General features: G+C 70.3%; 21 protein-coding genes and 1 pseudogene. 13 read left to right on the top strand and 9 right to left on the bottom strand.

What is annotated here, in order from left to right:
* Nucleotides 1-29: 29 nt before the first annotated feature.
* From LQ326_RS14945 to LQ326_RS14905, 10 genes and pseudogenes are all read left to right on the top strand, one after another.
* Nucleotides 30-965 (top strand): 3-carboxyethylcatechol 2,3-dioxygenase, encoded by a 936-nt coding sequence (locus LQ326_RS14945; protein ID WP_234536637.1) that lies wholly within the window; start codon nucleotides 30-32, stop codon nucleotides 963-965.
* On the top strand, nucleotides 962-1,864 hold the full coding sequence (locus LQ326_RS14940) for an alpha/beta fold hydrolase (RefSeq protein WP_234536635.1): 903 nt from the start codon (nucleotides 962-964) through the stop codon (nucleotides 1,862-1,864). The genes LQ326_RS14945 and LQ326_RS14940 overlap by 4 nt, the downstream gene beginning before the upstream one ends.
* A 97-nt stretch (nucleotides 1,865-1,961) precedes the next feature.
* The gene (locus LQ326_RS14935; RefSeq protein WP_234536632.1) at nucleotides 1,962-2,756 is read left to right on the top strand and encodes a 2-keto-4-pentenoate hydratase; all 795 of its coding nucleotides are present in this window, start codon (nucleotides 1,962-1,964) and stop codon (nucleotides 2,754-2,756) included.
* A gap of 7 nt (nucleotides 2,757-2,763) precedes the next feature.
* Complete coding sequence (locus LQ326_RS14930) at nucleotides 2,764-3,228, top strand: nuclear transport factor 2 family protein (protein ID WP_234536629.1); 465 nt, start codon at nucleotides 2,764-2,766, stop codon at nucleotides 3,226-3,228.
* A complete protein-coding gene (locus tag LQ326_RS14925) occupies nucleotides 3,225-4,013 on the top strand; it encodes an HpcH/HpaI aldolase family protein (RefSeq protein WP_234536627.1) in 789 nt (262 codons plus the stop codon). The genes LQ326_RS14930 and LQ326_RS14925 overlap by 4 nt, the downstream gene beginning before the upstream one ends.
* Nucleotides 4,010-5,623 carry a bifunctional 3-(3-hydroxy-phenyl)propionate/3-hydroxycinnamic acid hydroxylase MhpA gene (gene mhpA, locus LQ326_RS14920; RefSeq protein ID WP_234536624.1) on the top strand — a complete coding sequence of 538 codons (1,614 nt, stop codon included), beginning with the start codon at nucleotides 4,010-4,012 and terminating at the stop codon, nucleotides 5,621-5,623. The genes LQ326_RS14925 and mhpA overlap by 4 nt, the downstream gene beginning before the upstream one ends.
* Before the next feature lie 63 nt (nucleotides 5,624-5,686).
* A complete protein-coding gene (locus LQ326_RS14915) occupies nucleotides 5,687-7,675 on the top strand; it encodes a flavin-containing monooxygenase (RefSeq protein WP_234536622.1) in 1,989 nt (662 codons plus the stop codon).
* Nucleotides 7,672-8,682: pseudogene (locus LQ326_RS49215) on the top strand (FAD-dependent monooxygenase); the annotation flags it as partial. The gene LQ326_RS14915 and the pseudogene LQ326_RS49215, both read left to right, overlap by 4 nt.
* A gap of 3 nt (nucleotides 8,683-8,685) precedes the next feature.
* A complete protein-coding gene (locus tag LQ326_RS49210) occupies nucleotides 8,686-9,354 on the top strand; it encodes a hypothetical protein (protein ID WP_491074087.1) in 669 nt (222 codons plus the stop codon).
* On the top strand, nucleotides 9,351-10,187 hold the full coding sequence (locus LQ326_RS14905; protein ID WP_234536616.1) for a fumarylacetoacetate hydrolase family protein: 837 nt from the start codon (nucleotides 9,351-9,353) through the stop codon (nucleotides 10,185-10,187). The genes LQ326_RS49210 and LQ326_RS14905 overlap by 4 nt, the downstream gene beginning before the upstream one ends.
* Nucleotides 10,188-10,299: 112 nt before the next feature.
* On the opposite strand, the gene LQ326_RS14900 is transcribed toward LQ326_RS14905, so the two are convergent.
* On the bottom strand, nucleotides 10,300-11,133 hold the full coding sequence (locus LQ326_RS14900) for a helix-turn-helix transcriptional regulator (protein ID WP_234536613.1): 834 nt from the start codon (nucleotides 11,131-11,133) through the stop codon (nucleotides 10,300-10,302).
* Nucleotides 11,134-11,251: 118 nt separating this feature from the next.
* On the opposite strand from LQ326_RS14900, the gene LQ326_RS14895 reads away from it, so the two are divergent.
* The gene (locus LQ326_RS14895) at nucleotides 11,252-12,316 is read left to right on the top strand and encodes an aldo/keto reductase (RefSeq protein WP_234536608.1); all 1,065 of its coding nucleotides are present in this window, start codon (nucleotides 11,252-11,254) and stop codon (nucleotides 12,314-12,316) included.
* A 316-nt stretch (nucleotides 12,317-12,632) separates the two neighbouring features.
* On the opposite strand, the gene LQ326_RS14890 is transcribed toward LQ326_RS14895, so the two are convergent.
* The 8 genes from LQ326_RS14890 to LQ326_RS14855 all read right to left on the bottom strand — a co-directional run bounded on the left by LQ326_RS14890 (nucleotide 12,633) and on the right by LQ326_RS14855 (nucleotide 23,044).
* The gene (locus LQ326_RS14890; RefSeq protein ID WP_234536605.1) at nucleotides 12,633-14,312 is read right to left on the bottom strand and encodes a pyridoxal phosphate-dependent aminotransferase; all 1,680 of its coding nucleotides are present in this window, start codon (nucleotides 14,310-14,312) and stop codon (nucleotides 12,633-12,635) included.
* Nucleotides 14,313-14,507: 195 nt separating this feature from the next.
* A complete protein-coding gene (locus LQ326_RS14885) occupies nucleotides 14,508-15,662 on the bottom strand; it encodes an aldose epimerase family protein (RefSeq protein WP_234536602.1) in 1,155 nt (384 codons plus the stop codon).
* A gap of 53 nt (nucleotides 15,663-15,715) precedes the next feature.
* Nucleotides 15,716-16,960 (bottom strand): multiple monosaccharide ABC transporter permease, encoded by a 1,245-nt coding sequence (gene mmsB, locus LQ326_RS14880; RefSeq protein WP_234536599.1) that lies wholly within the window; start codon nucleotides 16,958-16,960, stop codon nucleotides 15,716-15,718.
* Nucleotides 16,957-18,507: a multiple monosaccharide ABC transporter ATP-binding protein gene (gene mmsA / locus LQ326_RS14875; protein ID WP_234536597.1), complete on the bottom strand. Its 1,551-nt coding sequence runs from the start codon at nucleotides 18,505-18,507 to the stop codon at nucleotides 16,957-16,959. The genes mmsB and mmsA overlap by 4 nt, the downstream gene beginning before the upstream one ends.
* A 42-nt stretch (nucleotides 18,508-18,549) precedes the next feature.
* Nucleotides 18,550-19,659, bottom strand: coding sequence for a multiple monosaccharide ABC transporter substrate-binding protein (gene chvE / locus LQ326_RS14870; protein ID WP_234536594.1), 1,110 nt, complete (start codon nucleotides 19,657-19,659; stop codon nucleotides 18,550-18,552).
* Between the two features lie 133 nt (nucleotides 19,660-19,792).
* Entirely contained in the window at nucleotides 19,793-20,773 is a 981-nt protein-coding gene (locus LQ326_RS14865; RefSeq protein ID WP_234536590.1) for a hypothetical protein, read from the bottom strand.
* A 112-nt stretch (nucleotides 20,774-20,885) separates the two neighbouring features.
* A complete protein-coding gene (locus LQ326_RS14860; protein WP_234536588.1) occupies nucleotides 20,886-21,890 on the bottom strand; it encodes a zinc-dependent alcohol dehydrogenase in 1,005 nt (334 codons plus the stop codon).
* A complete protein-coding gene (locus LQ326_RS14855; protein WP_234536586.1) occupies nucleotides 21,887-23,044 on the bottom strand; it encodes a mandelate racemase/muconate lactonizing enzyme family protein in 1,158 nt (385 codons plus the stop codon). The genes LQ326_RS14860 and LQ326_RS14855 overlap by 4 nt, the downstream gene beginning before the upstream one ends.
* A 200-nt stretch (nucleotides 23,045-23,244) precedes the next feature.
* On the opposite strand from LQ326_RS14855, the gene LQ326_RS14850 reads away from it, so the two are divergent.
* The gene (locus LQ326_RS14850; RefSeq protein WP_268207086.1) at nucleotides 23,245-24,090 is read left to right on the top strand and encodes an SCO2400 family protein; all 846 of its coding nucleotides are present in this window, start codon (nucleotides 23,245-23,247) and stop codon (nucleotides 24,088-24,090) included.
* A gap of 208 nt (nucleotides 24,091-24,298) precedes the next feature.
* A complete protein-coding gene (locus LQ326_RS14845) occupies nucleotides 24,299-24,772 on the top strand; it encodes a carboxymuconolactone decarboxylase family protein (protein WP_234536578.1) in 474 nt (157 codons plus the stop codon).
* Nucleotides 24,773-24,775 lie beyond the last annotated feature (3 nt).

Genomic DNA, 24,775 nt, shown 5'->3' with positions numbered 1-24,775 from the left:
AAACACTCCGAGCAAGGGGAACCACCGCCATGCCACTGGCCGTCGCAGCGCTCTCCCACGCGCCCTCCTTCGGCAACGTCGATCCCGGCGGGGACACGTTCGCCGAGATCAACGCCGCCATCGACGAGGTCGCACGGTTCGTCGCCGACTACGGCCCCGACCTGGTCGTGGTCTTCGGACCCGATCACTTCAACGGGCAGCTGTACTCGCTGATGACCCCGTGGGCTGTCGGTGCGGCGGCCGAAGGCGTCGGTGACTACGGCACCACAGCGGGGCCGCTCCCCGTCGACGGCGCCGCTGCCCGCGCCTTCCACGCGGCAGTGCTGGCCGAGGGCATCGACATCGGCCGCAGCGAGCGGATGAAGGTCGACCACGGCGTGGTCCAGCCCCTGGACTTCGTGTTCGGGAAGGGCTTCACCCAGCCGATCGTGCCCGTGTTCGTGAACGCGATCGGCCTGCCGCTCTCCCCGATGCGGCGGGTGCGGCTGCTGGGCGAGGCGTTCGGCCGGGCCGCCCGGGCGATGGACAAGAAGGTGCTGTTCTTCGCCTCGGGCGGCATCTCCCACAGCCCGCCGATCCCGCGCTGGGACGGTGCCCCCGACACCGTGCACGAGCGCCTGGTCTCGTACGCGCCCTCGCCCGAGGAGCGCCACGAGCGTGAACAGATGATCGTCAAGGGCATCCAGGCGATCGCCGACGGCAAGGCGCCGAGCGACCCGCTGAACGAGGAGTGGGACACCCTCGTCCTCGACGTGCTCCGCTCCGGCGACCTCGCCCCGGTCGACGCCTGGGAGAACGGCTGGTTCATGGCGGAGGGCGGCTCGGCCGCGCACGAGATGCGCAGCTGGATCGCCGCCTACGCGGCGCTGTCGACCGACGGCCCGTACCGCTTCGCCGTCGACCACTACTGGGCGGTGGAGAAGTGGGGCGCCGGCTTCGCCATCCAGGCGGCGGTGACCGCATGAGCCGGGCAGGAAACCCCAGCCAGGCGGGAAGGACGCACTTCGCGACCTTCTGGGAGGAGATCGCGGACCTGGCGCACACGCTGCGGTACGTGGACGCGGGCGGCTACCGCACCCGAGTCCTCGACTTCGAAGGAGCGGCTCCCGACGCGCAGACGGTCGTGCTCGCCAGCGGCACCAGCGGCCACATCGAGGCGTGGACGCAGAACGTCCGCGCGTTCGTCGAGGCGGGCTTCCGAGTGATCGGCTACGACTACCCGGGCCACGGATACACCTCGCTGTCCGACCATCCGCTGGAGATCCGCGACTACGAGGAGCACCTGCTCGCGCTGCTCGACGCACTGGAGCTGCAGCGCGTGCACCTCGCCGGTGAGTCGCTCGGCGGCTGGCTCGCGCTGAAGTTCGCGCCCAAGCACCCCGACCGGCTGCGCACGGTGATCCTGTCCGCCCCGGGCGGGCGGATGGTTGGGGAGTCGCGGCTGGACCGTACCCAGTCGGTGAGCGCCCACGCGGTGAGCGAACCGACCTTCGAGAACGTGAAGAAGCGCCTGCAGGTCGTGATCCACGACCCGGACCACATCACCGACGAGCTCGTCCGCGTCCGCCAGGCGATCTACGCCCGCGAAGGGTTCAGCATGGCGAACGTCTCCGCGCTGCGGGAGCCGGAGCGGCGCCGGCGCAACCAGGTGACGGACGACGACTTCGCGGCGCTCCCGGTCCCGGCCCTCATGGTGTGGACCGACAACGAACCGACCGGCGACGAGGCCGAGGGCGCGCGCCTGTGCGCCCTGATCCCCGACGGCGAGTACCTGCTGGTCCGCGGCGCCGCGCACTGGCCGCAGTGGGAGGGCGCCGCGGAGTTCAACGCCGCGGCGGTCGCCTTCCTGAAGAAGCACCTCTGAAGAAGCACCTCTGAAGAAGCACCTCTGAAGAACCACTGCTGAGGAAGCAGGCCTGACGAAACATGCCTGGCGAAACATGCCTGATGAAAGGACCGGAGTGAGCGTCCCCCAGGAAACCGTCAACCGGATCGCGCGCGAGCTGTTCGAGGCGAAACGCGACGTGTACACCGTGCCGTACGTGAGCCCCCGGCTCCCCGAGCGCGATCTCGACGCGGCCTACGCGATCTCCGCCGAGTTCGCCGCCCTCCGCGAGCGCGAGCTGGGCGTGCGGCGGGTGGGCCGCAAGGTCGGCCTGACCAATCACCTCGTACAGCGGCGCGTGGGAATCGAGGAGCCCGACTACGGGATCATCCACGACGACATGGTGCACGCCTCGGGCACCCGCCTCCCGCTGTCCAGGTACAACCGCCTGCTGATCGAGGCCGAGGTCGCCTTCGTGCTGAAGGCCGACATCCTCGAGGCCACCCGCGAGGCCGTCGAGGCCGCGATCGACTACGTGACCCCCGCGTTCGAGGTCGTCGACTTCCGCTACGACGGATCGGTCGGGCAGATCGTCGACACCATCGCCGACAACGCCGGCTGCAGCGGCATCGTCCTCGGCGAGGAGCGGCACCCGTACGGCGAGGTCGACCTGACCAAGGTCGAGATGGTCATCACGGGCGGTGGCACCGAGATCACCCGGGGCGTCGGCAGCAATGTGCTCGAGGACCCGGTCAACGCGGTGATCTGGCTGGCCGGAACCGCGATCCGCACCGGCGAGCCGCTGCGCGCCGGCGAGGTGCTGCTGTCCGGGTCCGTCGGCTACATCGAGCCGTGGCCCGCCGACGTCGAGTGCGTCGCCACCATCACCGGACTCGGCCGCGTCGTCGCGACCGCCGACTCGAAAGGCTGAGTGACCCATGAGTGACTACCGTCCCGTCGACGCGACCACCCGCGTCGAGATCGAAGCGCTCATCGCGGAGATGCTCTACCGCCTCGACCACAACCAGGCGGACACCACCTGGGAGCTGTACACCGAGGACGGCGTCTCCATCGGCCCGATGGGGGAGATGGACCGCGAGGCCATGAAGGCCTGGGGTGCCAGGCGCGCCCGGCAGACCGACGTCGTCGGCCGCCACTTCATCGGCGGGATCCGCCTCGTGCGCGCCGACGAGGAGGTCGAGGGAACGGTGCAGTACCTCACCTTCCGCGACACCAACGAGCCGCAGACGCAGCCCGCCTCGGTCGGTGAGTTCCGCGAGCGGTACCGGAAGGTCGACGGCCGGTGGCTGTTCTCCCGCCGTGAGATCGTGCCGGTCTTCGGCGGCCGGGCGGCCGCGGCGCACGCCGCGCGGCTGGCCGGGCGAGAGGGGCCGGCGCAGTGAAGCGGGCAGCCCTCGGCAGCGTGAACCCGGTCCTGTACCACCAGTCGGTGCCGTCCTTCTCGATGCCGGAGTGGGCGGCCGCCGCCGGCTACGACGGGGTGGTCCTCGACCTCCAGCATGGTGAGCTGGGGCTCGACGCGGCCTGCGGGATCCTGCGCTCGCTCCCGCGGGACAACGCGTACGCGTACGCGCGGGTGGGCTCGCTGGACGCCGCCCCCGTCCTGCGGCTGCTCGACAGCGGGGCCCGCGGCATCATCGCGCCCACCGTCGAGTCCCGGTCCCAGACCGAGGCTCTGGTCGCCGCCACCAAGTACCCGCCGGCCGGCAACCGCAGCCTGGGCCCGTCCAGGCCCGCGCTCTACCCGGCCGACCCGGGCGACCCCGCTGACTCGTACACCGAGGCTGGCAACCGCGCGGTGTCCGCCATCGCCCAGATCGAGACGAAGGCCGGTCTCGACCGTGCCGAGGAGATCGTCTCCACGCCGGGTCTGGACTCCGTCTACATCGGGCCGGCCGACCTGGCCGTCTCCTACGGCATGCCCGGACGCGGCGACTGGGCGGACGGCCCCGTGCGCGAGGCGATCGCGTACCTGCGTGAGGTGACGACCGCGCACGGCGTCACCCTCGGCATCTACTCCGGCCGGCCGGAGTACACGGCCGGCCTGTTCGCCGAGGGCCTCGTCGACTACGTGGCCCTCGGCATCGATCTCGTCCTGCTGAACCGCGCGTTCGGCGACACCATCGCCGCGCTGAAGGCGGCACGATCCACCGGGAGCACCTCATGACCACCGCTTGCGACGTCCTCGTCGTCGGCGCCGGCCCCGTCGGCCTGACCCTGGCCAACCTGCTCGGGCAGCAGGGCGTCGACGTCCTCGTCGTCGAGCGGGAGCACGAACTCATCGACTACCCGCGGGCCGTCGGCATCGACGACGAGGCACTGCGCGCCATGCAGACCGCCGGCCTCGTCGACGAAGTGCTCCCCCACACCATCCCCGACCAGAAGATCTACATGGTCAACGGGGACCGGATGATCCTCTCCGAAGTCAACCCGACGACACGGGAGTTCGGCTGGCCGCGCCGCAACGGCTTCGTGCAGCCACTGGTCGACCAGGTGCTGCTCGCCGGCCTCGACCGCTTCCCGAACGCCACCGCGCGCTTCGGCGCCGAGGTCACCGACCTGGCCGAGGACCAGGACGGCGTGGTCGCCACCCTGGCGAACGGCGAGACGGTGCGCGCGCTGTACGCCGTCGCCGCCGAGGGCGGGGCCTCGCCCACCCGCAAGCGCCTGGGCATCTCGTTCGAGGGCGAGACCCGGCCGTCCGACGGCATCGTGATCGACGTCGCCAACGACCCGATCGGCACGCCCCACGCCGTCTTCGGCGGGGACCCGGCCCGCAGCTACGCCTCCATCGCCCTGCCCCACGGCATCAGGCGCTGGGAGTTCACGCTCTTCGAGCACGAGGCCGCCGACCTCGTCGACAGCGACGAGTTCGTCTTCGGCCTGCTGGCACCGCATGTGCCGGACCCGGCCGGGCTGGACATCATCCGCCGCCGCGTCTACCGGCACCACGCCCGCATCGCGGGGCGGTTCCGCCACGGGCGGATCTTCCTCGCCGGCGACGCCGCCCATGTCATGCCGGTCGTCGGCGGCCAGGGCTGGAACTCCGGGATCCGCGACGCCTTCAACCTCGGCTGGAAGCTGGCCGCCGTCGTCAAGGGCCTCTGCGCGGACGGCCTGCTGGACACGTACGAGACCGAACGGCTCGGCCACGTCACGCAGATGGTGGCCGTCTCCCTCGGAATGGCGAAGGAGATGACCGACCACGATCCGGTCAAGGCCGCCGAGCGCGACCGGATCGCCGCCAACCGCACCCCCGAGGAGCGGGAGGCCCAGAAGCGGCAGGCATTCAAGCCCCAGCCCAGGTTCGACCGGGGCGTCGTGGTCCACACGCCGCTGCCCGCGTTCAAGACGCTGCCGGCCCGCGACGTGCCGCGGCTCGCCGGCTCGATCTTCCCGCAGCCGCCGGCCACCGACGCGGACGGTGCGGAGATGCTGCTCGACGAGGCCACCGGGCAGGGCTGGCGTGTGATCACCTGGAACAACGACCCGACGGCCTTCCTGTCGGCACGGCGGCGCGCCGTGCTCGATCGCCTCGGCGCCCGCTTCGTGCAGGTGGTCCCGGAAACGCAGCTGCCGTGGGCGCGCAAGCAGGCCGCACCCGGCATCACCCTCGTCGGCGACCTCGGCGGCGAGTCGAGCCTGCGGGCCTGGTTCGACGCACGCCCGGTCGGCGCCGTCGTCGTCCGCCCCGACCATGTGATCGCCGCCGAGTGCCTCGCCCAGGAACTCGACGGCGTACTCGGCAAGGTCTTCGAGGCCGCCCGCATCGCGTGATCCCGGCATGTCCCCGAGAGACCCCGGACACGCCCGAACACGCCCGAACACGATGGAGAGCCGATGACCGACCCGAGCGAGGCCGCCCGGATCGACGACGTGTACTGGCGCGACGAGTACCCGCCCGTCACGGAGGACGACGCCTTCCTCGAACGCGTCGTCGCGGAGGCCGACCTGCCGTCGCTGCTCACGGCGCTGGCGGCACTGACCGGAGATCACTCGCTGATCCCGGCGGAGCTCCGCCCCCCGCTTCCCCCCGTCGACACGACCCAGCCCCCGCACGGCGGCATGGGCGAGGCCGCGCAGGCGCGTGCGCGTGAGCTCGCGCTGTCCGCGCTCAAGCGCGTACGCGACGAGGGGCTCACCCGGCCCCGTCTGCTGGACCCCGAGGAAGCACGCACCGTCGTCGACTTCATCACCGGCGGGGCGAGTGCCGAGGACGCGGCACTGATGATGCACGAGCTCGACCTGGTCGCGCGGCGTCCGGGAGCACCGGCCTGGCACGTCGACGAGGTCGCACCCGACCGCGACTTCGAGGTCGCCGTCATCGGCACCGGGATGAGCGGCATCGCGGCGATGTACCGGCTCAAGCAGGCGGGCGTACGGTTCGTCGCGTTCGAGAAGCACCCCGAGGTCGGCGGCACCTGGTGGGCCAACACCTACCCGGGCGTACGCCTCGACACCCCGACCTTCGGCTACAGCTTCTCCTTCGCGCAGCGGGCCGACTGGCCCGACGCGTACGCCGAGGGCGCGGAGATCGAGGCGTACGCCGTCGAGATCGTCGATCGCGCCGAGCTGCGCGAGCACATCGAGTTCGGCACCGAGGTCGTCTCGATGACCTGGGACGAGGCATCGGCCACCTGGGAGGTCCTGGTACGGCACGACGGAGCCGAGCAGCACCGGCGGTTCCACGCCGTCGTCGCCGCCACCGGGCAGCTGGAGAAGCCGAACATCCCGGAGATCCCCGGCCAGGACGGCTTCGGCGGCGTGCGGATGCACTCCGCACGGTGGGACCACGACGTGGACCTGACCGGGAAGCGCGTCGCGGTGGTCGGCACCGGCGCCAGCGCCTACCAGATCGTCCCGAGCATCATCGACCGCGTCGCCCACCTCGATGTCTTCCAGCGGTCCGGACCGTGGACGGTTCCCGCCCCGAACTACCACGACCCGACACCGCCGGCCCTGGCCTGGCTCAGCGAGCACGTCCCGCACTACGGACAGTGGTTCCGCTTCCAGACGTTCTGGGGCGCGCGCACCGGACGGCTGCACACCGTCGAGGTCGACCCGGAGTGGGACCGCACCGACTCGGTGTCGGCGACCAACCTGCGGGTGCGTGAGGCACTCACCGCGATCATGCGCGAGCAGTGGGCGGACCGTCCCGAGATGCTCGATGTCGTCGTGCCGGCGTATCCCCCCGGCGGCAAGCGTATGCTCCGCGACAACGGCGTGTGGGCGCGTGCGCTGCACCGGGAGCACGCCGAGGTCGTCACCTCCCCGATCGAGCGGTTCACGCCCGGCGGCATCGTCACCGCCGACGGGGAACACCACCCGGCCGACCTCGTGATCTACGCGACCGGGTTCAGGGCGTCCGACTACCTCGACCCGATCGTGGTCACCGGGCCGTCCGGACAGACCCTCAAGGAGCACTGGAACGGTGATGCGACGGCCTGGGCCGGCATATCCGTGCCCGGCTTCCCGAATCTCTTCCTCATCCAGGGACCCAACACGAACTACGTGGTGCACGGCCAGTTCCACTTCATGATCGAGTGCGGGGTCGAGTTCACCACCGAGGCGATACACCAGCTGCTGCGCCGCGGGGCGGCGTCGATCGAGGTCGGGCAGGAGACCCTGGACCGCTTCCGCGCGTGGGTCGACCGGGGCAACGCCTCGCGGGCGTGGGGGCAGCCGCAGGTGCGCACCTGGTACAAGAACTCCCGCGGCCGGGTCTCGCAGGTATGGCCGTACGGCCATCTGGAGTACTGGAAGCTGACACGGGGCGCCGACTTCGACACCGACTTCACGCTCCGCCCACGGCATGAGGCGACGTCGTGACGGCGCGGCGTGACGTGCTCGTGGTGGGTGCCGGTCCGGCCGGGCTCGTCGCCGCTCTCCTGCTCGCCGACGCGGGGGTGCGTACCACGCTCGTGGAGAAGGAGACCGGGCCGGGCGACCTGCCCCGCGCGATCAGCCTCCAGGACGAGTCGTTCCGCACCCTCGAACAGCTCGGTGTGGCCGACGCGCTCAAGGCCGAGTCCCTGCTCGACACCGGCAGCCGCTACTTCGGGCTCGGGGACCGCCTCCTGCTCGAGGCCAGGCCGGTCGCGTCGCGGCTGGGGCATCCCGCCAAGACCCAGTTCGACCAGCCGGTCCTGGAGCGGCTGCTGTGGGACCGGGCGGTCGCGCACGAGGGGCTGGAGTTCCTGCGCGGCGCCGAGGTGACCGCGATCACCCAGGACGGTGACGGGGTCGGCGTGACCGTGACGACAGGCGGGAAGACGCGGACTCTGACCGGCGACTGGCTGATCGGCGCCGACGGCGGACGCAGCTTCGTCCGCCAGGCCGCCGGGATCGATCTGGCCGGTACCACCCAGCCGCAGCGGTGGATCGTCGTCGACCTGATCGACGAGCCCCGCGCGCGGGACCCGTTCGCCGAGTTCCACGGCGACGGGAAGCGGCCGTACGTGCTCGTGCCCGGCGTCAAGGGGCGCCTGCGGATCGAGTTCATGCTCTTCGACGACGAGGACCCCGAGGAGATGACGACGCCGGAGCGGATCCGCGAGCTGGTCGTGCCGCGCTTCCGGGACGAGCTGACGCCGGACGACGTGCGCCGCGCCGCCGTGTACGTCGCGCACCAGCGTGTCGCGCGGACGTACCGCGCGGGGCGCGCGTTCCTCGTCGGTGACGCCGCGCACCTGATGCCGCCGTTCGCCGGCCAGGGCCTGAACGCCGGTGTCCGTGACGCGACCAACCTCACCTGGAAGCTGATCGAGGCGGTCACCGGCAACGCGACCGTCCGGCTGCTGGACTCGTACGAGGTCGAGCGCCGCACCCACGCGGCCGCGATGGTGACGGTCTCGGGCCGCATCGGCGCGGTGGTCATGGCGACCCACCCCGTGGTCACGCGCGTACGCGACACCGTCGTCCGCACGGTCGGTCTGATCCCCCGGGTACGCGAATTCCTCGCCGACATGCGCTTCGTCGCACCACCCGACTACACCGCCGGAGTCGCCGTCGCGCCCCGCGGCGCCACCCTCGACACCGTGACCGTGGGCCGCGCCCTGAGCCAACCGGTCGTACGCGACGCCTCCGGCGCCGAACGCGGACTCGACGCCTCCGGCGCCGAACGCGGACTCGACGCCCACCTCGGCAGCGGGTGGGCGCTGCTGCAGATCGGAGGTCCGCCCGACGCGGCGGTCGACGCGTACTGGGACGCGATCGGCGCGCGGCGACTGTGCATCCGCGCGCCGGGCGACGAGCCGGCCCCACCGGCCGACGGCACGGTCGTCGAGACCACCGCGGCGCTCACCTCCGGCGCCGGCACCCTCCCGGTCTTCGTCGCGGTACGTCCCGACCGCTACGTCGCGGCGGTCTTCGACGCGGCCGGCGAGCAACGCGTCGTCGAGCACCTCCGCGACTACGTCGACGACCGCTCCCGACGAACGGATCCGTCCTCCCGAATCCCGTACTCCCGCCCACTGCCGAGCCCACCGCTGAACAGGAACACCCGATGACCAAGTTCGTCAGCTATTACCGCGCCGACCACAGCATCGCCTGGGGGCGTCTCGACGGCGGGACCGTCTATGACGCGACCCCGACAGCGCCCTCGCTCGCCGAGGCCATCGCGGCCGGTGCCCTCGATTCCCTGGCGCACTACACCGACCGCCCGGTGGCGCTCAGCGAGGTGCGGCTCGCCCCGGTCATCCCGGAGCCCGGCAAGATCATCTGCATCGGGGTCAACTACCGCACCCACCGGGACGAGATCGGCAAGGCGGCTCCGCAGGCCCCGGTCGTCTTCGCCCGCTACGCCGACAGCCAGATGGGCCATGGCGGGGACGCCCTCAAGCCGGTGCACTCCGCGCAGTTCGACTACGAGGGCGAGGTGGCGCTCGTCATCTCCAGGCCCGCGCACCGGGTCTCCAAGGCCGAGGCCTACGACCACGTCGCCGGCTACGCGGTGTACAACGACTTCTCGGTGCGCGACTGGCAGCTCGCCGCCAGTCAGTGGCTGCCCGGCAAGACCTGGCCGGGGACCGGTGGCTTCGGCCCGTGTCTGGTGACGGCCGGCGAGGTCGGCGATGTCACCGAACTCGAACTGACGACCCGGGTCAACGGTGAGGTACGCCAGCGCGGCAAGGTCGCCGACCTGATCAACGACATTCCGTCGGTCATCGAGTACGTCACCGCGTTCACGCCGCTTTCCCCCGGCGACGTCATCGTCACCGGTACGCCGGGCGGTGTCGGGCTCTTCATGGAGCCGCGGGGATTCGTCGTCGACGGTGACGTCGTCGAAGTCGAAGTCAGCAGACTCGGGACGCTTCGCAACACCGTCCGCGACGTGTCCTGACCGGCGCAGGCAGTCAGCCGGAATCCGCGCGGCCGGAGCGGGTGCGCCCCGGCGCCGCGGCAAGTGCCGGTCTGTCCAACTCGCCCTCGACGGGGGAGTGGACAGACCGGCGTCACCGTGCGTACAACCGGTCCAGAGCCAGCTGGGTCTCGTCGTCCGCGGCGCGGAAGATCACCAACCGCTGGCCCGGATCCTCGAGCGGCACGAGCACTTCGAAACGCACCGTGAGCACACCGGCGTCAGGATGCCGCAGCGCCTTGCTCCCGCGCCCATTGACCTTGATATCCCGCTCGTCCCACAACCGTGCGAAATTCTCGTCGTGCGTCATGAATTCGGCGATGAGGCCGGTCAACGCCCGGTCCTCCGGATGCGCGGCCCACGCACCGCGCAGGTGGGCGATTCCCTCCCGGACGACGCGTTCCCGGTCGAGGTAGAACTCGCGTATCTCCGGATGCATCAGACACAGCCACATCGCATTGCGCCGTGACGGCGGCAGGGTGCCGAAATCCATGAGCAGTCGGGTCATTTCGCGGTTCCAGGCCAGGATGTCGTAGCGGTGGTTCGTCAGCATGGCCGGCAGCGGGGACAGGTCGGCGACCAGCCGGGTCAGCGGCGACGCCGCGGTGGTGGCGGGCTCGCCGGCGTCGCGCGGACGCTGCTGGGCCAGGTTGAAGAGGTAGAGGCGTTCGACGGGGGCCAGACGCAGCGCCCGGGCCAGCGCCTCCACCACGTCTGCCGAGGGCCGCAGCCCGCGCCCCTGTTCCAGCCGCACGATGTAGTCGACGCTGACCCCGGCCAGTTCGGCGACCTCCTCGCGGCGCAGTCCCGGGGTCCGCCGGGCCTGGCGGCGCGACGGCAGACCGAGATCGTCCGGGTTCAGCCGTTCGCGGCGGGCCCGCAGGAACGCGGCCAGCTCCTGTGTGGTGTCCACGGTGTGGGGCGTCATGTCCGTTCCCAACAGCCAGGGTGGGAGTGGCGTTCCCAGGAACCTCTTTCCCTTACCCGGGGCGCGCGGCGGTCACAGTCTTGTTCCCGGCAACCGATCACGAGCACAGGAGGACACGATGCCGCTCACCCTCGACACCTACCGGCTGCTGGGCCGCTCCGGGCTGAGGGTCTCACCGCTGGCGCTGGGCGCGGCGACCTTCGGCACCGACTGGGGATGGGGCGCCGAGCAGGACGAGGCACGCAAGCTGTTCGACCTCTACGTGGAGCGAGGCGGCAACTTCGTCGACACCGCCAACACCTACACCGACGGCAGCTCTGAGCGCCTGCTGGGCGAATTCGCCCGCGACCGGCGTGACACCCTGGTGCTGGCGACGAAATACACGACGCTGCGCCGGCCCGGCGACCCGAATTCCGCGGGCGGTCACCGCAAGAGCCTGTTCGCCTCGGTGGAGGCGAGTCTGCGACAGCTCGATACGGACTACCTCGATCTGCTCTACCTGCACGTGTGGGACTTCACGACACCGGTCGAGGAGATTCTGCGCGGCATGGATGATCTGGTCCGGCAGGGCAAGATCCTGTACGTGGCGATCTGCAATGCGCCGGCCTGGCAGGTGTCGCGCATGCAGACGATCGCCGACCTGCGCGGCTGGTCGCCGCTGATCGCGCTGCAGATCGAATACAACCTGATCGAGCGCACCGGGGAACGTGACCTGATTCCCATGGCACAGGAGATGGGACTGGGCGTAGTTCCGTATTCCCCCCTGGCCGGTGGGGTGCTCACCGGCAAGTACAGCCGCGACGACCTGACCGCGACGCACGTCGCGCGCGATGACGGCACCCGCAGGAGCTTCAACCTCGCCTTGGGTACGCTCACCGAACGTAACCTCTCCATCGCCGACGCCGTGAAGGATGTCGCCACGGAGCTGGGCCGCACCCCCGCCCAGGTCGCGCTGGCCTGGACCCTGCGGAAACCGGGCGTGACGGCACCGATCATCGGCGCCCGCACCCCCGCGCAGCTGGAGGACAATCTGGGCGCCCTGGAGGTCGACTTCACCGACTCCCAACTGGCCCGCCTCGACGAGGCCGGCGCGATCGGACTCGGCTTTCCGCACGACATGCTCGCCAGCGATCACATCCGCAACGTGACCGCGGGAAACCTGAAGATCGAAACCCGCCGCTGACACCGTGCCTCGTAACCCCGCCCGGCTCAAGCGCCCCGAAAGGGGCGCGGGGCTGTGTCGAATAGGCGGCTACCGCCGCGCGGGCGCGACCAGCGACGGTCCCTCGTCACCCCGCCCGGCTCAAGCGCCCCGTCAGGGGCGCGGGGAACTGCGCGACAAGCCACGACGGCACCGCACCCGGCCACGCACCGCACCCCTACGGCGAGGCGCCGGCCACGACGGCACCGCACCCGGCCACGCACCGCACCCCTACGGCGAGGCGCCGGCCACGACGGCACCGCACCCGGCCACGCACCGCACCCCTACGGCGAGGCGCCTACCCGGCCTGTCCCATCCCCGCCGCGTTCGGCCAGCTCTGCGCGTTCGGCCACCCGGTGGCCGGTGCCGGAGCCAGGTTCGGGGCCGGGGGCGCCGGCGCCGTCATGCCCCGTACCTGCGCGGCCGTCAGACCACCCCGCGCCGGCACCCCGGGCGGCGTGGGCCCGACCGGCGCGGGAGCCGGCGCCGGGACAGGGGCCGGCATCTGCATGGGCATCGGGGCCGGAGCCGGGGCCCGCGCGGGCACCGGCACCATCGGAGGCACCGGCGCCATCATCATCGGCTGCTGCTGAGGCTGCTGAGGCTGCTGAGGCTGCTGCATCTGCTGCATCTGCATGGCTGCCGCCGGCATCGGCATCCCGGCGCCGCCCTGCTGCGCGGCGACGGGGAGCGGCATGCCGACACCGGCGGCGGGAGCGGCGGCGAGCCCCGGAACGGGCCCCGCGCCGACGGCCTGTGCGAGCTGCAGGCCCGCCCCGTTGGTCTCGCTCACCAGCCGGTCAACCGCCGCCGTGCCCGAGCTGTAGCTGGTCCCGGTGCTCAGCTCAGGCACGGCGGCTCCCCTCCTGGACCCGTAGAGCACCTGCTCCATGGCGGACACCAGGCGACGCACGTCCACCTCGGGGCGCACCACGAGCCTCAGGAAGCGGCTGGAAGACCCGATCTTGTTGCCGCACTCGCGGACCAGGATCCGGTGCTCGGTGAGCATCCGGTCCCGCACCACGGTGCCCTCGGCGCCGACGGGAAGGCGCACGAAGAGGAAGTTGCCCTGCGAGGGGTAGACCGTCAGACCGGGGAGGGTGGCGAGCTGGCTGGCCATCTCCAGGCGGTCCTTGCGCACCTGCAACAGGCTCTGCGCGTACTCGGCGCCGTGCTCCTTGAGCATGAAGACGACGTACTCGGCGAACGCGTTGAGGTTCCACTTCGGCAGCATCGAGCGGACCTTGCCGGCCAGGGCGGGGTTGGCGACCATGTAGCCGAAGCGGATGCCGTGCAGGCCGAAGTTCTTGCCGAGGCTGCGCAGCACGATGACGTTCGGCCGCAGCATGGCCTCCTGGACGACGCTGGGCTCGGCCTCGGCGTCGGCGAACTCCAGGAACGACTCGTCGACGACGATCAGGTCCAGGTCGGCCATGGCGTCCATGAACTGCACCAGCGCCTGCTTGTGCAGGAAGCCGCCGTCGGGGTTGTTGGGGTTGCAGATGACGGCGGCCCTGGTGCCCCGCTTGCGGATGAACTCGGCGTACTGCGCGAGGTCCAGGGCGAAGCCGCTCGACTCCTGGAGCGGGAACATGTCGACGCGCTTGCCGGTCTCCATCGGCTGGTCGGTCCAGCGGCCGAAGGTGGGGACGGGGACGGCGAGGGACTCGCGGACCAGCAGGTGGTCGATCCAGGTGATCAGCTCGGTGGAGCCGTTGCCCATGGCGACGGCCTGCGGGGGGAGCTGGAAGAGCTGGCACAGCTCGGCGGTGATGGTGTCGGCGCTGCTCGGGTAGAAGGTGATGATGTCCTTCAGCCGGGCGGCCATCGTTTCCATCATGGCCGGGGTGGGGAAGTAGGGGTTGCAGGGAACGCAGAAGTCGACCGGGCCGGTACCGTCGCCCCCCTCGCGGGTCAGCGCCGCCATCGACGGGCTGTGTTCGCCGCTACGGAACAACGAGGTGACGTTGCCGGCCATTTAACCTCCGTATGAGGCGGGCCCGGTGGGGACGTCCGGGCCCGTCGTCTTGGGCGGCCCGCGCGGGGGAGCACGGGCCGCCCTTGGGTACGGATACGCCTGCGGCGTTGTTCAGTCAGTGTGGAAAAAGTGTGAGTTCGTGTTTCGTCCCAGGCGTGGGCGCGACCAGCCCCTTACCGGCCGCGCCCACGCGCCTCAGGCGCCGAACGAATGAACCGTCCGGGTCCGGTAGACCTGCCCCGGCCGCAGCACCGTCGACGGGAAGTTCGCGTGGTTCGGCGAGTCCGGGAAGTGCTGTGTCTCCAGGCACAGCGCGTCGCCCTGCCGGTAGGTCCGGCCGCCGGTGCCCGTCAGCGTTCCGTCGAGGAAGTTGCCGGAGTAGAACTGGAGCCCCGGCTGGTCGGTGGCGATCTTCAGCGTGCGGCCGGAGCGCGGGTCGCGCAGCGTGGCGATGTGCTCGGGCTTCGCGGTGATGCCCTTGTCCAGGACCCAGTTGTGGTCGAAGCCCTTGGCCTGCACCTGCTGCGCGTGCCCGGCCCGGATGTCCCGTCCGATGGTCTTCGTCTCCCGGAAGTCGAACGGGGTGCCGCGGACGGTGGCCAGCTCACCGGTGGGGATCAGGCCGGAGTCCGTCGGCGTGTACCGGCCCGCCGCGATGGTCAGCTCGTGGTCCTCGACGGTCCCGCTGCCCTCGCCGGCGAGGTTCCAGTAGACATGGCTGGTGAGGTTGACGACCGTGGCCTTGTCGGTGGTGGCGTGGTAGTCGATGATCCACTCGCCGCGCCGGGTCAGCGTGTACGTCACCTTCGCCTTGAGCGTGCCCGGGTAGCCCATCTCGCCGTCGATGCTCGTGTAGTGCAGGACGAGACCGACGTCCGAGCCCTTCACGAACGGTTCGACGTCCCACACGTGCTTGTCGAAGCCCTGGCTGCCGCCGTGCAGGCTGTTCACGCCGTCGTTGACGGAGAGCTGGTAGGTCTTGCCGTCGAGGGTGAACTGCCCCTTGCCGATGCGGTTGCCGTAGCGGCCGATGAGGGCGCCGAAGTACGGGGACTTGGCCACGTAGTCGTCGATGTTGTCGAAGCCGTTGACCACGTTGGCGTAGTGGCCGCGCCGGTCCGGGAGCTCCAGGGTCTGGACGACACCGCCCCAGTTGAGGACCTTGAGCCGGGTGCCGCCGTTCTCCAGCGACCAGCGGTAGATCTTCGTGCCGTCGGCGAGCTTCCCGAAGGACTCCCTCACCGGCTTCCTGCCCCCCGAGGCGGCCTCGGCCGTACCGCTGCCGAGTGCGGTGGCGGCGATACCCGCGGCCGCGGCCCCCGCGATGACTGTGCGTCTGTTCAGTTCCATGTGCGGCTCCTGCATATAGGAGGGGCCCCGCCTTCCGGCGGGGCCCTGACTGACTACGAACCGGACTTGCGCTTGTTCCACACGTCGAAGCCGACCGCCGCGAGGAGGGCGAGGCCCTTGATGACCTGCTGCCAGTCGGTGCCGACGCTGAGGAGGTTCATGCCGTTGTTCAGCACGCCGAGGACGAGACCGCCGATGATGGCACCGAGGATGGTGCCGACACCGCCGCTCATGGAGGCGCCGCCGATGAACGAGGAGGCGATCGCCTCCAGTTCGAAGCCGTCGCCCGCCTTCGGCGAGGCCGCGTTCAGCCGGGCCGCTACCACCAGACCGGCCAGGGCCGCGAGCACGCCCATGTTCAGGAAGACGTAGAAGGAGACCTTCTTGTCCTTGACGCCGGACAGCTTCGCCGCCGGCAGGTTGCCGCCGATCGCGTAGATGTGCCGGCCGAAGACCGCGTTGCGCATCACGTAGCCGTAGCCGACGACCAGCGCGCCCAGGACGATCAGGATGATCGGGGCGCCCTTGTAGCTGGCGAGCAGCATGGTGAGGACGAGGATCGCGGCGACCAGCGCGGTCAGCTTGAGCAGGAACAGCCGGGTGGGCGGCACGTCCAGCGCGAACTCCTGCTGGCGGCGCCGGTCGCGGAACTCCTGCCAGACCACGGCGGCGATCAGCACGATGCCCAGCAGCAGCGTGATGTTGTGGTAGTTGGTGTGCGGGCCCACCTCGGGCAGGAAGCCGTTGCCGAGGTTCTGCAGCCCGTTCGGGAACGGGCCGATGGTCTGGCCCTGCAGCAGGATCTCGGTGAGACCGCGGAACAGCAGCATCCCGGCGAGGGTGACGATGAACGACGGTATGCCGAAGTAGGCGATCAGCAGCCCCTGGGCGGCGCCCGCGAAGGCACCCATCAGCAGGCACAGCACCAGTGCGATGGGCCAGGCCACCCCGTGGTTGACCGTCAGCACGGCCGCGAAGGCGCCCACGAACGCGGTCAGCGAGCCGACCGACAGGTCGATGTGCCCGGCGATGATCACCATCATCATGCCGATGGCGAGGATCAGGATGTAGCTGTTCTGCAGCACCAGGTTGGAGACGTTGCGCGGCAGCAGCAGGTCGCCGTTGGTCCACACCGCGAACAGGGCGACGATCAGACCGAGCGCGATCAGCATGCCGTACTGGCGCATGTTGCGGCGCAGCCCGTCGAGCACCAGCTGGACAAGGCCGGTGCCGGCGGCCGATCCGCTCTTGCCCGGCGGCGCGGGCGCCGGGCTCTTGGCGGTGACATCCGTGCTCATCGCGATACCTCTTTGTCCTTCGTCATATGGCGCATCAGCACTTCCTGAGTGGCCTCGGCGCGCGGCACCTCACCGGTCAGGCGGCCCGCGGCCATGGTGTAGATGCGGTCGCACATGCCGAGCAGTTCGGGCAGCTCGGAGGAGATGAAGACGACCGCCTTGCCCTGGGCGGCGAGCTGGTCGATGACCGTGTAGATCTCGTACTTGGCGCCCACGTCGATCCCGCGGGTCGGCTCGTCGAGGATCAGCACGTCCGGACCCGCGAAGATCCACTTGCTGAGCACGACCTTCTGCTGGTTGCCGCCCGACAGCTTGCCCACCGGCTCGAACACCGTCGGGGCCTTGATGTTCATGGACTTGCGGTAGCCCTCGGAGACCTGCCGCTCCTCGTGCTCGTCCACGATCCCGCGCTTTGCGACCTTTTTCAGCGCGGTCAGCGAGATGTTGCGGTTGATGGTGTCGATGAGGTTGAGACCGTAGTGCTTGCGGTCCTCGGTGACGTACGCGATGCCGTGCCCGACCGCCTCCGCGACCGACTTGGTACGGATCTCGGTGCCGTCCTTGAGGACCGAGCCGCCGTCGTAGCGGCCGTAGGTCCGCCCGAAGACGTTCATCGCGAGTTCGGTGCGGCCGGCGCCCATCAGGCCCGCGATACCGACGATCTCCCCGCGCCGGACGTCGATCGACACGTCGTCGACGACCTTGCGTTCGTGGTCGATCGGGTGCCGCACGGTCCAGTTGCGGATCTCCAGGGCCGGCGCCGAGCCCGTCTCGCCCTCGTACGCGGTCCGCTCCGGGAAGCGGTGGTCCAGGTCGCGGCCGACCATGCCCGCGATGATCCGCTCCTCCGTCGTCTCCTTCGACTTCACGTCGAGGGTCTCGATGGAGTGGCCGTCCCGGATGATCGTCACCGAGTCGGCGACCCGGCGGATCTCGTTCAGCTTGTGCGAGATGATGATCGAGGTGATGCCCTGGTTCTTCAGCTCCAGGATCAGGTCGAGGAGTTTGCCGCTGTCCTCGTCGTTCAGCGCGGCCGTCGGCTCATCCAGGATGAGCAGCTTCACCTTCTTCGACAGCGCCTTGGCGATCTCCACCAGCTGCTGTTTGCCCACGCCGATGTCGGCGACGCGGGTCTCCGGGTGGTCGTCGAGACCGACCCGGCGCAGCAGTGCGGTGGCGTGCCGCAGGGTCTCCCGCCAGTCGATGAACCCGCCCTTGGCGTGTTCGTTGCCGAGGAAGATGTTCTCCGCCAGCGAGAGGTACGGCGACAGCGCCAGCTCCTGGTGGATGATGACGATGCCGCGCTGCTCGCTCGCCCGGATGTCACCGAACTTGCAGAGCTCCCCCTCGAAGAGGATGTCTCCCTCGTAACTGCCGTGAGGATGGACGCCGGAGAGGACCTTCATCAGGGTCGACTTGCCGGCGCCGTTCTCCCCGCAGATGGCATGGACCTCGCCCTGACGGACGGTCAGGGTGACGTCCGACAGCGCCTTGACGCCGGGAAAGGTCTTGACGATCGAGCGCATTTCCAGGACGGGTCCCGCCATGGTCTGCCTTCCAATCAGTGCTTGTCGATCAGGGCCGGCGGATTACTTGAGCTGGGCGTCGGTGTAGTAGCCGCCCTTGACCAGGACGTCCTCGTAGTTGGACTTGTCGACGCTCACCGGCTGCAGCAGGAAGGCGGGGACGACCTTGACGCCGTTGTCGTACGTCTTGGTGTCGTTGACCTGCGGGGTCTTCTTGTTCAGAGCGTCGTCGACCATGGTCGCGGCGACCTCGGCGAGCTTGCGGAGGTCCTTGTAGACGGTCTGCGTCTGCTCGCCCGCGATGATCGACTTCACCGAGGCCAGCTCGGCGTCCTGGCCGGTGATGACGGGCAGCGGCTGGCTGGAGGAGCCGTAGCCGTCCGACTTCAGCGCGGCGATGATGCCGATCGAGATGCCGTCGTAGGGCGAGAGCACCGCGTCGACCTTCGCGGACTTGTAGGAGGAGGTGAGGACGTCCTCCATGCGCGCCTGCGCGGTCGCGCCGTCCCAGCGCAGCGTGGTGACCTTGTTCAGCGCGGTCTGGCCGGACCTGACCACCAGCTGCTTCTTGTCGATGTACGGCTGGAGCACGCTCATCGCGCCGCTGAAGAAGTACTTGGTGTTGTTGTCGTCGTTGGAGCCGGCGAACAGCTCGATGTTGAACGGGCCCTTCTTGCCGCTGTCCAGGCCCAGCTTGTGCACGATGTACGTGCCCTGCTCGACACCGACCTTCTCGTTGTCGAAGGACGCGTAGTAGTCGACGTTCTTGGTGCCGAGGATCAGCCGGTCGTAGGCGATGACCGGGATGTTGGCGTCCGCGGCCTCCTGGAGCACGTTGTTCAGGGACTTGTTGTCGATGGCCGCGATGACCAGGCCCTTGACGCCCTGGGTGATCAGGTTCTCGATCTGCGAGACCTGGGTGTCCGGGTTGTCCTCGCCGAAGACCAGCTTGGTCTTGTAGCCCTTGGCCTTGATGTCCTTGACGAGGTTGTTGCCGTCGTTGATCCAGCGCTCGGAGGACTTGGTCGGCATCGCGATGCCGATGGTGCCGCCCTTGGCGCTGCCGCTGTTCTCCTTGCTGCCGCCCTCGCTGCTCTGGCCGCACGCGGACAGGGTGAGAGCGAGGGAGGCGGCCCCGGCTATGAGGGTGAGGGCGCTTCTACGAGTGCGCATGGTGATCGTCCCTGTTCTTTCTCGTCGTTGAGATGTGTCAAGCAAGGTCTGTTCGAAGCGCCCCGAGGGGCAACGCCCCAAGGGGCGCGGGGAACTGCGCGACCAGCCACCGACGGCCCGCAGTCCCCATCGGTCATTCGGCGGCACTCTCGACGGGGAATCGGTTGAGAGAACCCGGCAGACGCGACCCCAGCGGCGCCATGTCCCCGTCCGCCCCGTGCCGGGCCAGCAGGTCCAGGGCCAGCCGACCCCGACGCACCCGCTCCCGCGCCGTGTCCAGGGTCACGTCCCGCAGATGGGTGCCCCACGGGTAGATGCCGGGCGCCTTGGACAGCCCGAACTTCAGGTAGATCGGCGCGCCGCGCCGGATCAGCTCGGCGACCTCGTACATCCGGACGTAGCCGCCGAGGTCGTCGGGGGCCTCGATGTACATGTCCATGGGGGCGGCGGACACCCGGCGGATCTCGGTGAGGTGATCGAGCGTCAGGTCGCTCGGCACGTTCAATGAGTCGGCGCCGAGGCGCTCGAAGACCGCGTACGAGGCGGGGTTGACCGGCCCGACCAGCGCGGACACCTTCAGGGTGGTGTCCGCCGGGATGATCCCGGCCTGCCGGGCCCGGTGCAGCGTCCACAGCACGCCCTCGTCGGCGACCAGCAGGCACTTGACGCCCAGTTCGGTCGCCCGGACGGCGTCCTCGACGCACCCGGCGACGGCGTCGTGGCCGCGGGCGCGCAGTCCGCCCCCTCGCGAGTCGGAGCGCACCGAGCCGCCGATGTCCCAGGTGCCGCGCGGGCCGGTGAACAGGCAGAGCTCGATGTCCCTCTCGTTCGTCGCCTCGACCATCTCGGTGATCTCGGCGTCGGTGAGCATCCACACACCGCTGCCCTGGCTGATCCGGTGGATCGGTACGTCGAGCCGCGAGGACTCCTTGAGGACGACGGCCAGCGCCTCGGGACCCTCGCAGGAGGGGATCTCGGTGCGCCACTTGCCGCCGCCCGGGAAGCTGTGGGCGGAGGCGTCGGCGGGGTCGAGGGCGGGCGCGCCCAGACCGAGGGCGGTGAGCGCCTGCTCACCGGGTCGGCGGGCCGCCGTAACGGAAGCGTCGGTCGTCACAAGCTGTCCTTCGTGTTCGGTATTTCGGACAAGGTTCGCGGCTCAGGGCAGAGAAAAGGCTTGGTGGTACGCCGGCCACGGCGAGTCAGGGCACGCCGCGACCGGCGTACGGCTAGGGACGGAGCAGCACCTTGCCCACCTTCGGATCACCGGCCCCCACCAGCTCGATGGCCTGGGGGAATTCGGTCAGCGGCAGCTCGTGCGTGACCAGCGGCAACGGGTCGAGGAGGCCGGCCCCGAAGACGCGCACCGTGTGCGCCCAGGCGTCCGGCGGCGCCCCGAAGACGGTGTGCACCTCCAGTTGCCGTACGACGAGGTCGGTCGGGTCCAGGCCCTCGGCACCGGCGGCCGGGATGCCGGTCAGGACCAGGCGTCCGCCGCGCCTGAGCAGGGAGGCGGCGGTGCGCGCGGCGGACGCGGACCCGGCGGTCTCGATGACGACGTCGAAGTCGTCGGGCAGGTGCTGGTCCCTGGTGCGGAAGTCGGTCGCCCCGAACCGCCGGGACAGCGCCTCCCGGTCGTTCCGGGTGCCCACCACCAGCAGCTCGCCCGGCGAGATCGCGTGCAGGAACTGCACGGCGAACATGCCCAGCGTCCCGGTGCCGACCACCGCGACCCGCTCACCCGGCTGGGCGTTGCCCTTGAGGGCGGCGGCCGCGATGCAGGCGGCGGGCTCCAGCAGGGCCGCGGCCGTCAGGTCGGCGTCGTCCGGGAGGGCGTGCAGCAGGCGGGCCGGGATGGTGAGGGTGGCGGCCATGGCGCCCGGCTGGGTGAAGCCGGTCTCCTCGTAGCCGTCGGTGCACAGGGTGGTCTCGCCGGCGTGGCAGCGCTCGCAGACCTGGCAGTTCCGGAACCCCTCACCGACGACCTTGCGGCCGACGAGCGAGGCGGGCACCCCGGGGCCCGTCTTCGACACGGTCCCCGACCACTCGTGGCCGGGCGTCAGCGGGTAGCGCACATACCCCTCGGGCCGGTTCCCCTGGTACACCTCGCGGTCGCTTCCGCAAATACCGACCGCGTGCACGGCGACCAGGGCCTCGCCGGGACCGGGCTCGCGGGGCATGTGCTCCTCGATCCGGTGGGCGCCCGGCGCCTCGACGACGACCCGCGAGCTCACTTCGAGCCCTTCGGCTTGCGCTGCTCCCAGCCCTCGGCCCACAGGTCGAACCGGGCCTGCTGCTGCGGGAACTCGGCGGCCGCGTCGGCGTCGAACTCGACCCCGAGCCCCGGCGCGTCGGAGAGGTGGAAGTACCCGTCCACGACCTGCGGCGCCCCCTTGACCACCTTCTTGATGTCGGCGTCGGCGAAGTCGTTGAAGTGTTCCAGGATCTTGAAGTTCGGGGAGGTGAACCCGACCTGCAGGGAGGCGGCGGTGAGCACGGAGCCGCCCACGTTGTGCGGGGCGACCAGGACGTAGTGCGTCTCCGCGGTGGCGGCGAGCTTGCGCGTCTCCCAGATTCCACCGATGTGGCCGACGTCCGGCTGGATGATGTCCACGGCCTGGCTCTCGAAGAGCTCGCGGAACTCGATCCGGTCGTGGATGCGCTCACCGGTGGCGACCGGGATGTCGACCTTGGCGGCCACCTTCTCCAGCGCCTTCAGGTTCTCCGGCGGGCAGGGCTCCTCCAGCCAGGCCGGCTTGAAGGGCGCGAGCTCGCGCACCAGCCGTACCGCGGTCGAGGGCGAGAACCGGCCGTGCATCTCCAGCATCAGCTCGGCGTCCGGTCCGATGGCGTCCCGCACGGCCTCGATGAGGGACACGGCGTACAGGGTCTGCTCGTGGTCGAGCTCGAAGTGCCCGGTGCCGAACGGGTCGATCTTCAGCGCCCGGTACCCGCGCTCCATGACCCCCTGGGCCGCCTTGTGATAGGCCTCCGGGGTCCGCTCGGTGGTGTACCACCCGTTGGCGTAGGCCTTGACCTTGTCGGTCACCTTGCCGCCGAGCAGCTGCCACACCGGGACGCCCAGCGCCTTGCCCTTGATGTCCCAGCAGGCCATCTCGACGACGGCGATCCCGGACATGACGATCTCGCCCGCGCGGCCGTAGTCGCCGTACTTCATCCGGCGCGCGAGGTCTTCCACTGCGAACGGGTCCGAACCGAGAATGTGGTTGGCCTCGGCCTCCCTCAGGTAGCCGATCAGCGCGTCGGTGTGACCGAGCATCCGGGTCTCGCCGACTCCGGTGATCCCCTCGTCGGTGTGCACCTGGACGTATGTCAGGTTGCGCCACGGCGTCCCGACCACGTGTGTGCTGATTCCGGTGATGCGCACGGCGGTTGCCTCTCAGCTGTTCGAGATTTCGTCACACGTTCGAAATGCTGGCGTGACAGTAAGGATGGGGCGGCGGGGGTGTCAATGGGTCGAACAGGTAACAGTTTCGGCAAGACTTGCGATAAGTTTTCGGTCCGACACAGAACCTTCACAGAGGTGCCTGGTGATGTGACCCGCGGGGAACTTAGTCTTCCCGCGTCATGGACTACTGCCACCCGTGCCGACGGCACCTCAACGGCGCGCTCGCCTGCCCGGGGTGCGGCACCGCCGCCGAAACGCTACGCGCGTCAGCGCGGGAAGCAGCCGCCTCCGAACCGGCCGTGGCCGGTGGAACGCCCTACTCGCAGCAGGAGTTCGCGGCCGACGGGTACGGCCCGGAGGACGACGGCGGCGGCGAGGGTGACGGCGACGGCGAGGACGACGAACCGCCGGCGGGTGGCCGGGCCGAGCGGCGCAGGGCGGCACGCGGCGGCCGGAGCCGGGGGCGGGCCGCCGAGAACCCCGCCGAGGAGGGCCCTGACGACCCGTCCGGCCCCGGCGGAAGCCGTCGCGACCGCAAGGCCGCGGCGCATCGCCGCCGGCGCCGCAGGGTCCTGCTGGTGGCCGTGGCGTGCGTACTGGCGGCGGGCGGCCTGAGCCTCGCCCAGCTCGGCACGGACGCCCTGCCGTTCACGACCCCCGACACGGCCGCGGGGAGCGGCAGTACGACCGACGGCGGTGCGTCGACGTCGTCCCCGGGTACGACCGGCCGGCCTCTGGGCGACACCTCCGGCGCGACGGGCGCGACGGGCTCCGCCTCGGCCACCGCTTCCGCGTCCCCGTCCCCGTCCTCCTCGAAGGACAAGGCGTCCGCTTCCCCGTCGGCGTCCCCGAAGGGCACGGACGCGCAGTCGGCGACCACGGGTCCGGGCTCGGTGACGGCCCCGGCGTCGACACCGACGGCCACCGGAGCGTCGACACCGACGGCGGACCCGACGCCGTCGGACCCGTCGCCGGACCCGTCTCCGAGCCAGACGTGCAAACGGTTCTTGTGGTGGTGCACGTAGCGGGCGCTTCTCGAACGCGCCCGTCGAACGCGCCCCCTCCGGGGGTGCGAGGCGGTATCGATCTGCGGCTCCGCCGCGTGGGCGCGACCGGCCCCCACCGCTCCGCACCCGAATCACTGCCAAAGCAAATCCAGCGAACGTGTCACATTCGGCGGACCCGTTCCGTCGTAGGTGTGCAACCCCCTGAACCGCAACGGAGGAGCACACCGTGGAACCCCGCCTGAACCTCTTCGCCAGCCCCACCGCCAACAAGCTGATCAAGCACTTCGCCGCCGCCGGCAGGGCCACCCAGGAGACGTCGATCCCCGACTCCACCCTGGAGCTCGTGAAGATCCGCGCCAGTCAGATCAACGGCTGCGGCTTCTGCCTCGACATGCACACGAAGGACGCGGCGGCCGCCGGCGAGACCCAGCAGCGCCTCCACATGGTCGGCGCCTGGCGCGAGGCCACCGTGTTCACCGAGGCCGAGCGCGCGGCTCTGGAACTCGCCGAGCAGGGCACCCGCATCGCCGACGCGGCCGGCGGCGTGCCGGACGAGGTCTGGGCGAACGCCGCCAAGCACTACGACTCGGAGGAACTCGTCGCCCTGGTGGCGACGATCGCCGCGATCAACGCCTTCAACCGGCTGAACGTCATCTTCCAGCAGCCGGCCGGCGACTACCGGCCCGGACAGTTCGCGTAACGC

The sequence above is a fragment of the Streptomyces shenzhenensis genome (assembly GCF_021462265.1).
Taxonomy (GTDB): Bacteria; Actinomycetota; Actinomycetes; order Streptomycetales; family Streptomycetaceae; genus Streptomyces; species Streptomyces shenzhenensis.
Note: the sequence above shows the minus strand (reverse complement) of the source record. Positions and strands in the feature narration are given on the sequence as shown.

Coding starts and splice junctions, on each gene's coding strand:
- LQ326_RS14940 (WP_234536635.1), top strand. CDS start 962: ATGAGCCGGGCAGGAAACCCCAGCCAGGCGGGAAGGACGCACTTCGCG.
- LQ326_RS14885 (WP_234536602.1), bottom strand. CDS start 15,662: ATGGAACTGAACAGACGCACAGTCATCGCGGGGGCCGCGGCCGCGGGT.
- LQ326_RS14895 (WP_234536608.1), top strand. CDS start 11,252: ATGCCGCTCACCCTCGACACCTACCGGCTGCTGGGCCGCTCCGGGCTG.
- LQ326_RS14905 (WP_234536616.1), top strand. CDS start 9,351: ATGACCAAGTTCGTCAGCTATTACCGCGCCGACCACAGCATCGCCTGG.
- chvE (WP_234536594.1), bottom strand. CDS start 19,659: ATGCGCACTCGTAGAAGCGCCCTCACCCTCATAGCCGGGGCCGCCTCC.
- LQ326_RS14890 (WP_234536605.1), bottom strand. CDS start 14,312: ATGGCCGGCAACGTCACCTCGTTGTTCCGTAGCGGCGAACACAGCCCG.
- mmsA (WP_234536597.1), bottom strand. CDS start 18,507: ATGGCGGGACCCGTCCTGGAAATGCGCTCGATCGTCAAGACCTTTCCC.
- LQ326_RS14915 (WP_234536622.1), top strand. CDS start 5,687: ATGACCGACCCGAGCGAGGCCGCCCGGATCGACGACGTGTACTGGCGC.
- LQ326_RS14930 (WP_234536629.1), top strand. CDS start 2,764: ATGAGTGACTACCGTCCCGTCGACGCGACCACCCGCGTCGAGATCGAA.
- LQ326_RS14900 (WP_234536613.1), bottom strand. CDS start 11,133: ATGACGCCCCACACCGTGGACACCACACAGGAGCTGGCCGCGTTCCTG.
- LQ326_RS14850 (WP_268207086.1), top strand. CDS start 23,245: ATGGACTACTGCCACCCGTGCCGACGGCACCTCAACGGCGCGCTCGCC.
- LQ326_RS49210 (WP_491074087.1), top strand. CDS start 8,686: ATGGTGACGGTCTCGGGCCGCATCGGCGCGGTGGTCATGGCGACCCAC.
- mhpA (WP_234536624.1), top strand. CDS start 4,010: ATGACCACCGCTTGCGACGTCCTCGTCGTCGGCGCCGGCCCCGTCGGC.
- LQ326_RS14945 (WP_234536637.1), top strand. CDS start 30: ATGCCACTGGCCGTCGCAGCGCTCTCCCACGCGCCCTCCTTCGGCAAC.
- mmsB (WP_234536599.1), bottom strand. CDS start 16,960: ATGAGCACGGATGTCACCGCCAAGAGCCCGGCGCCCGCGCCGCCGGGC.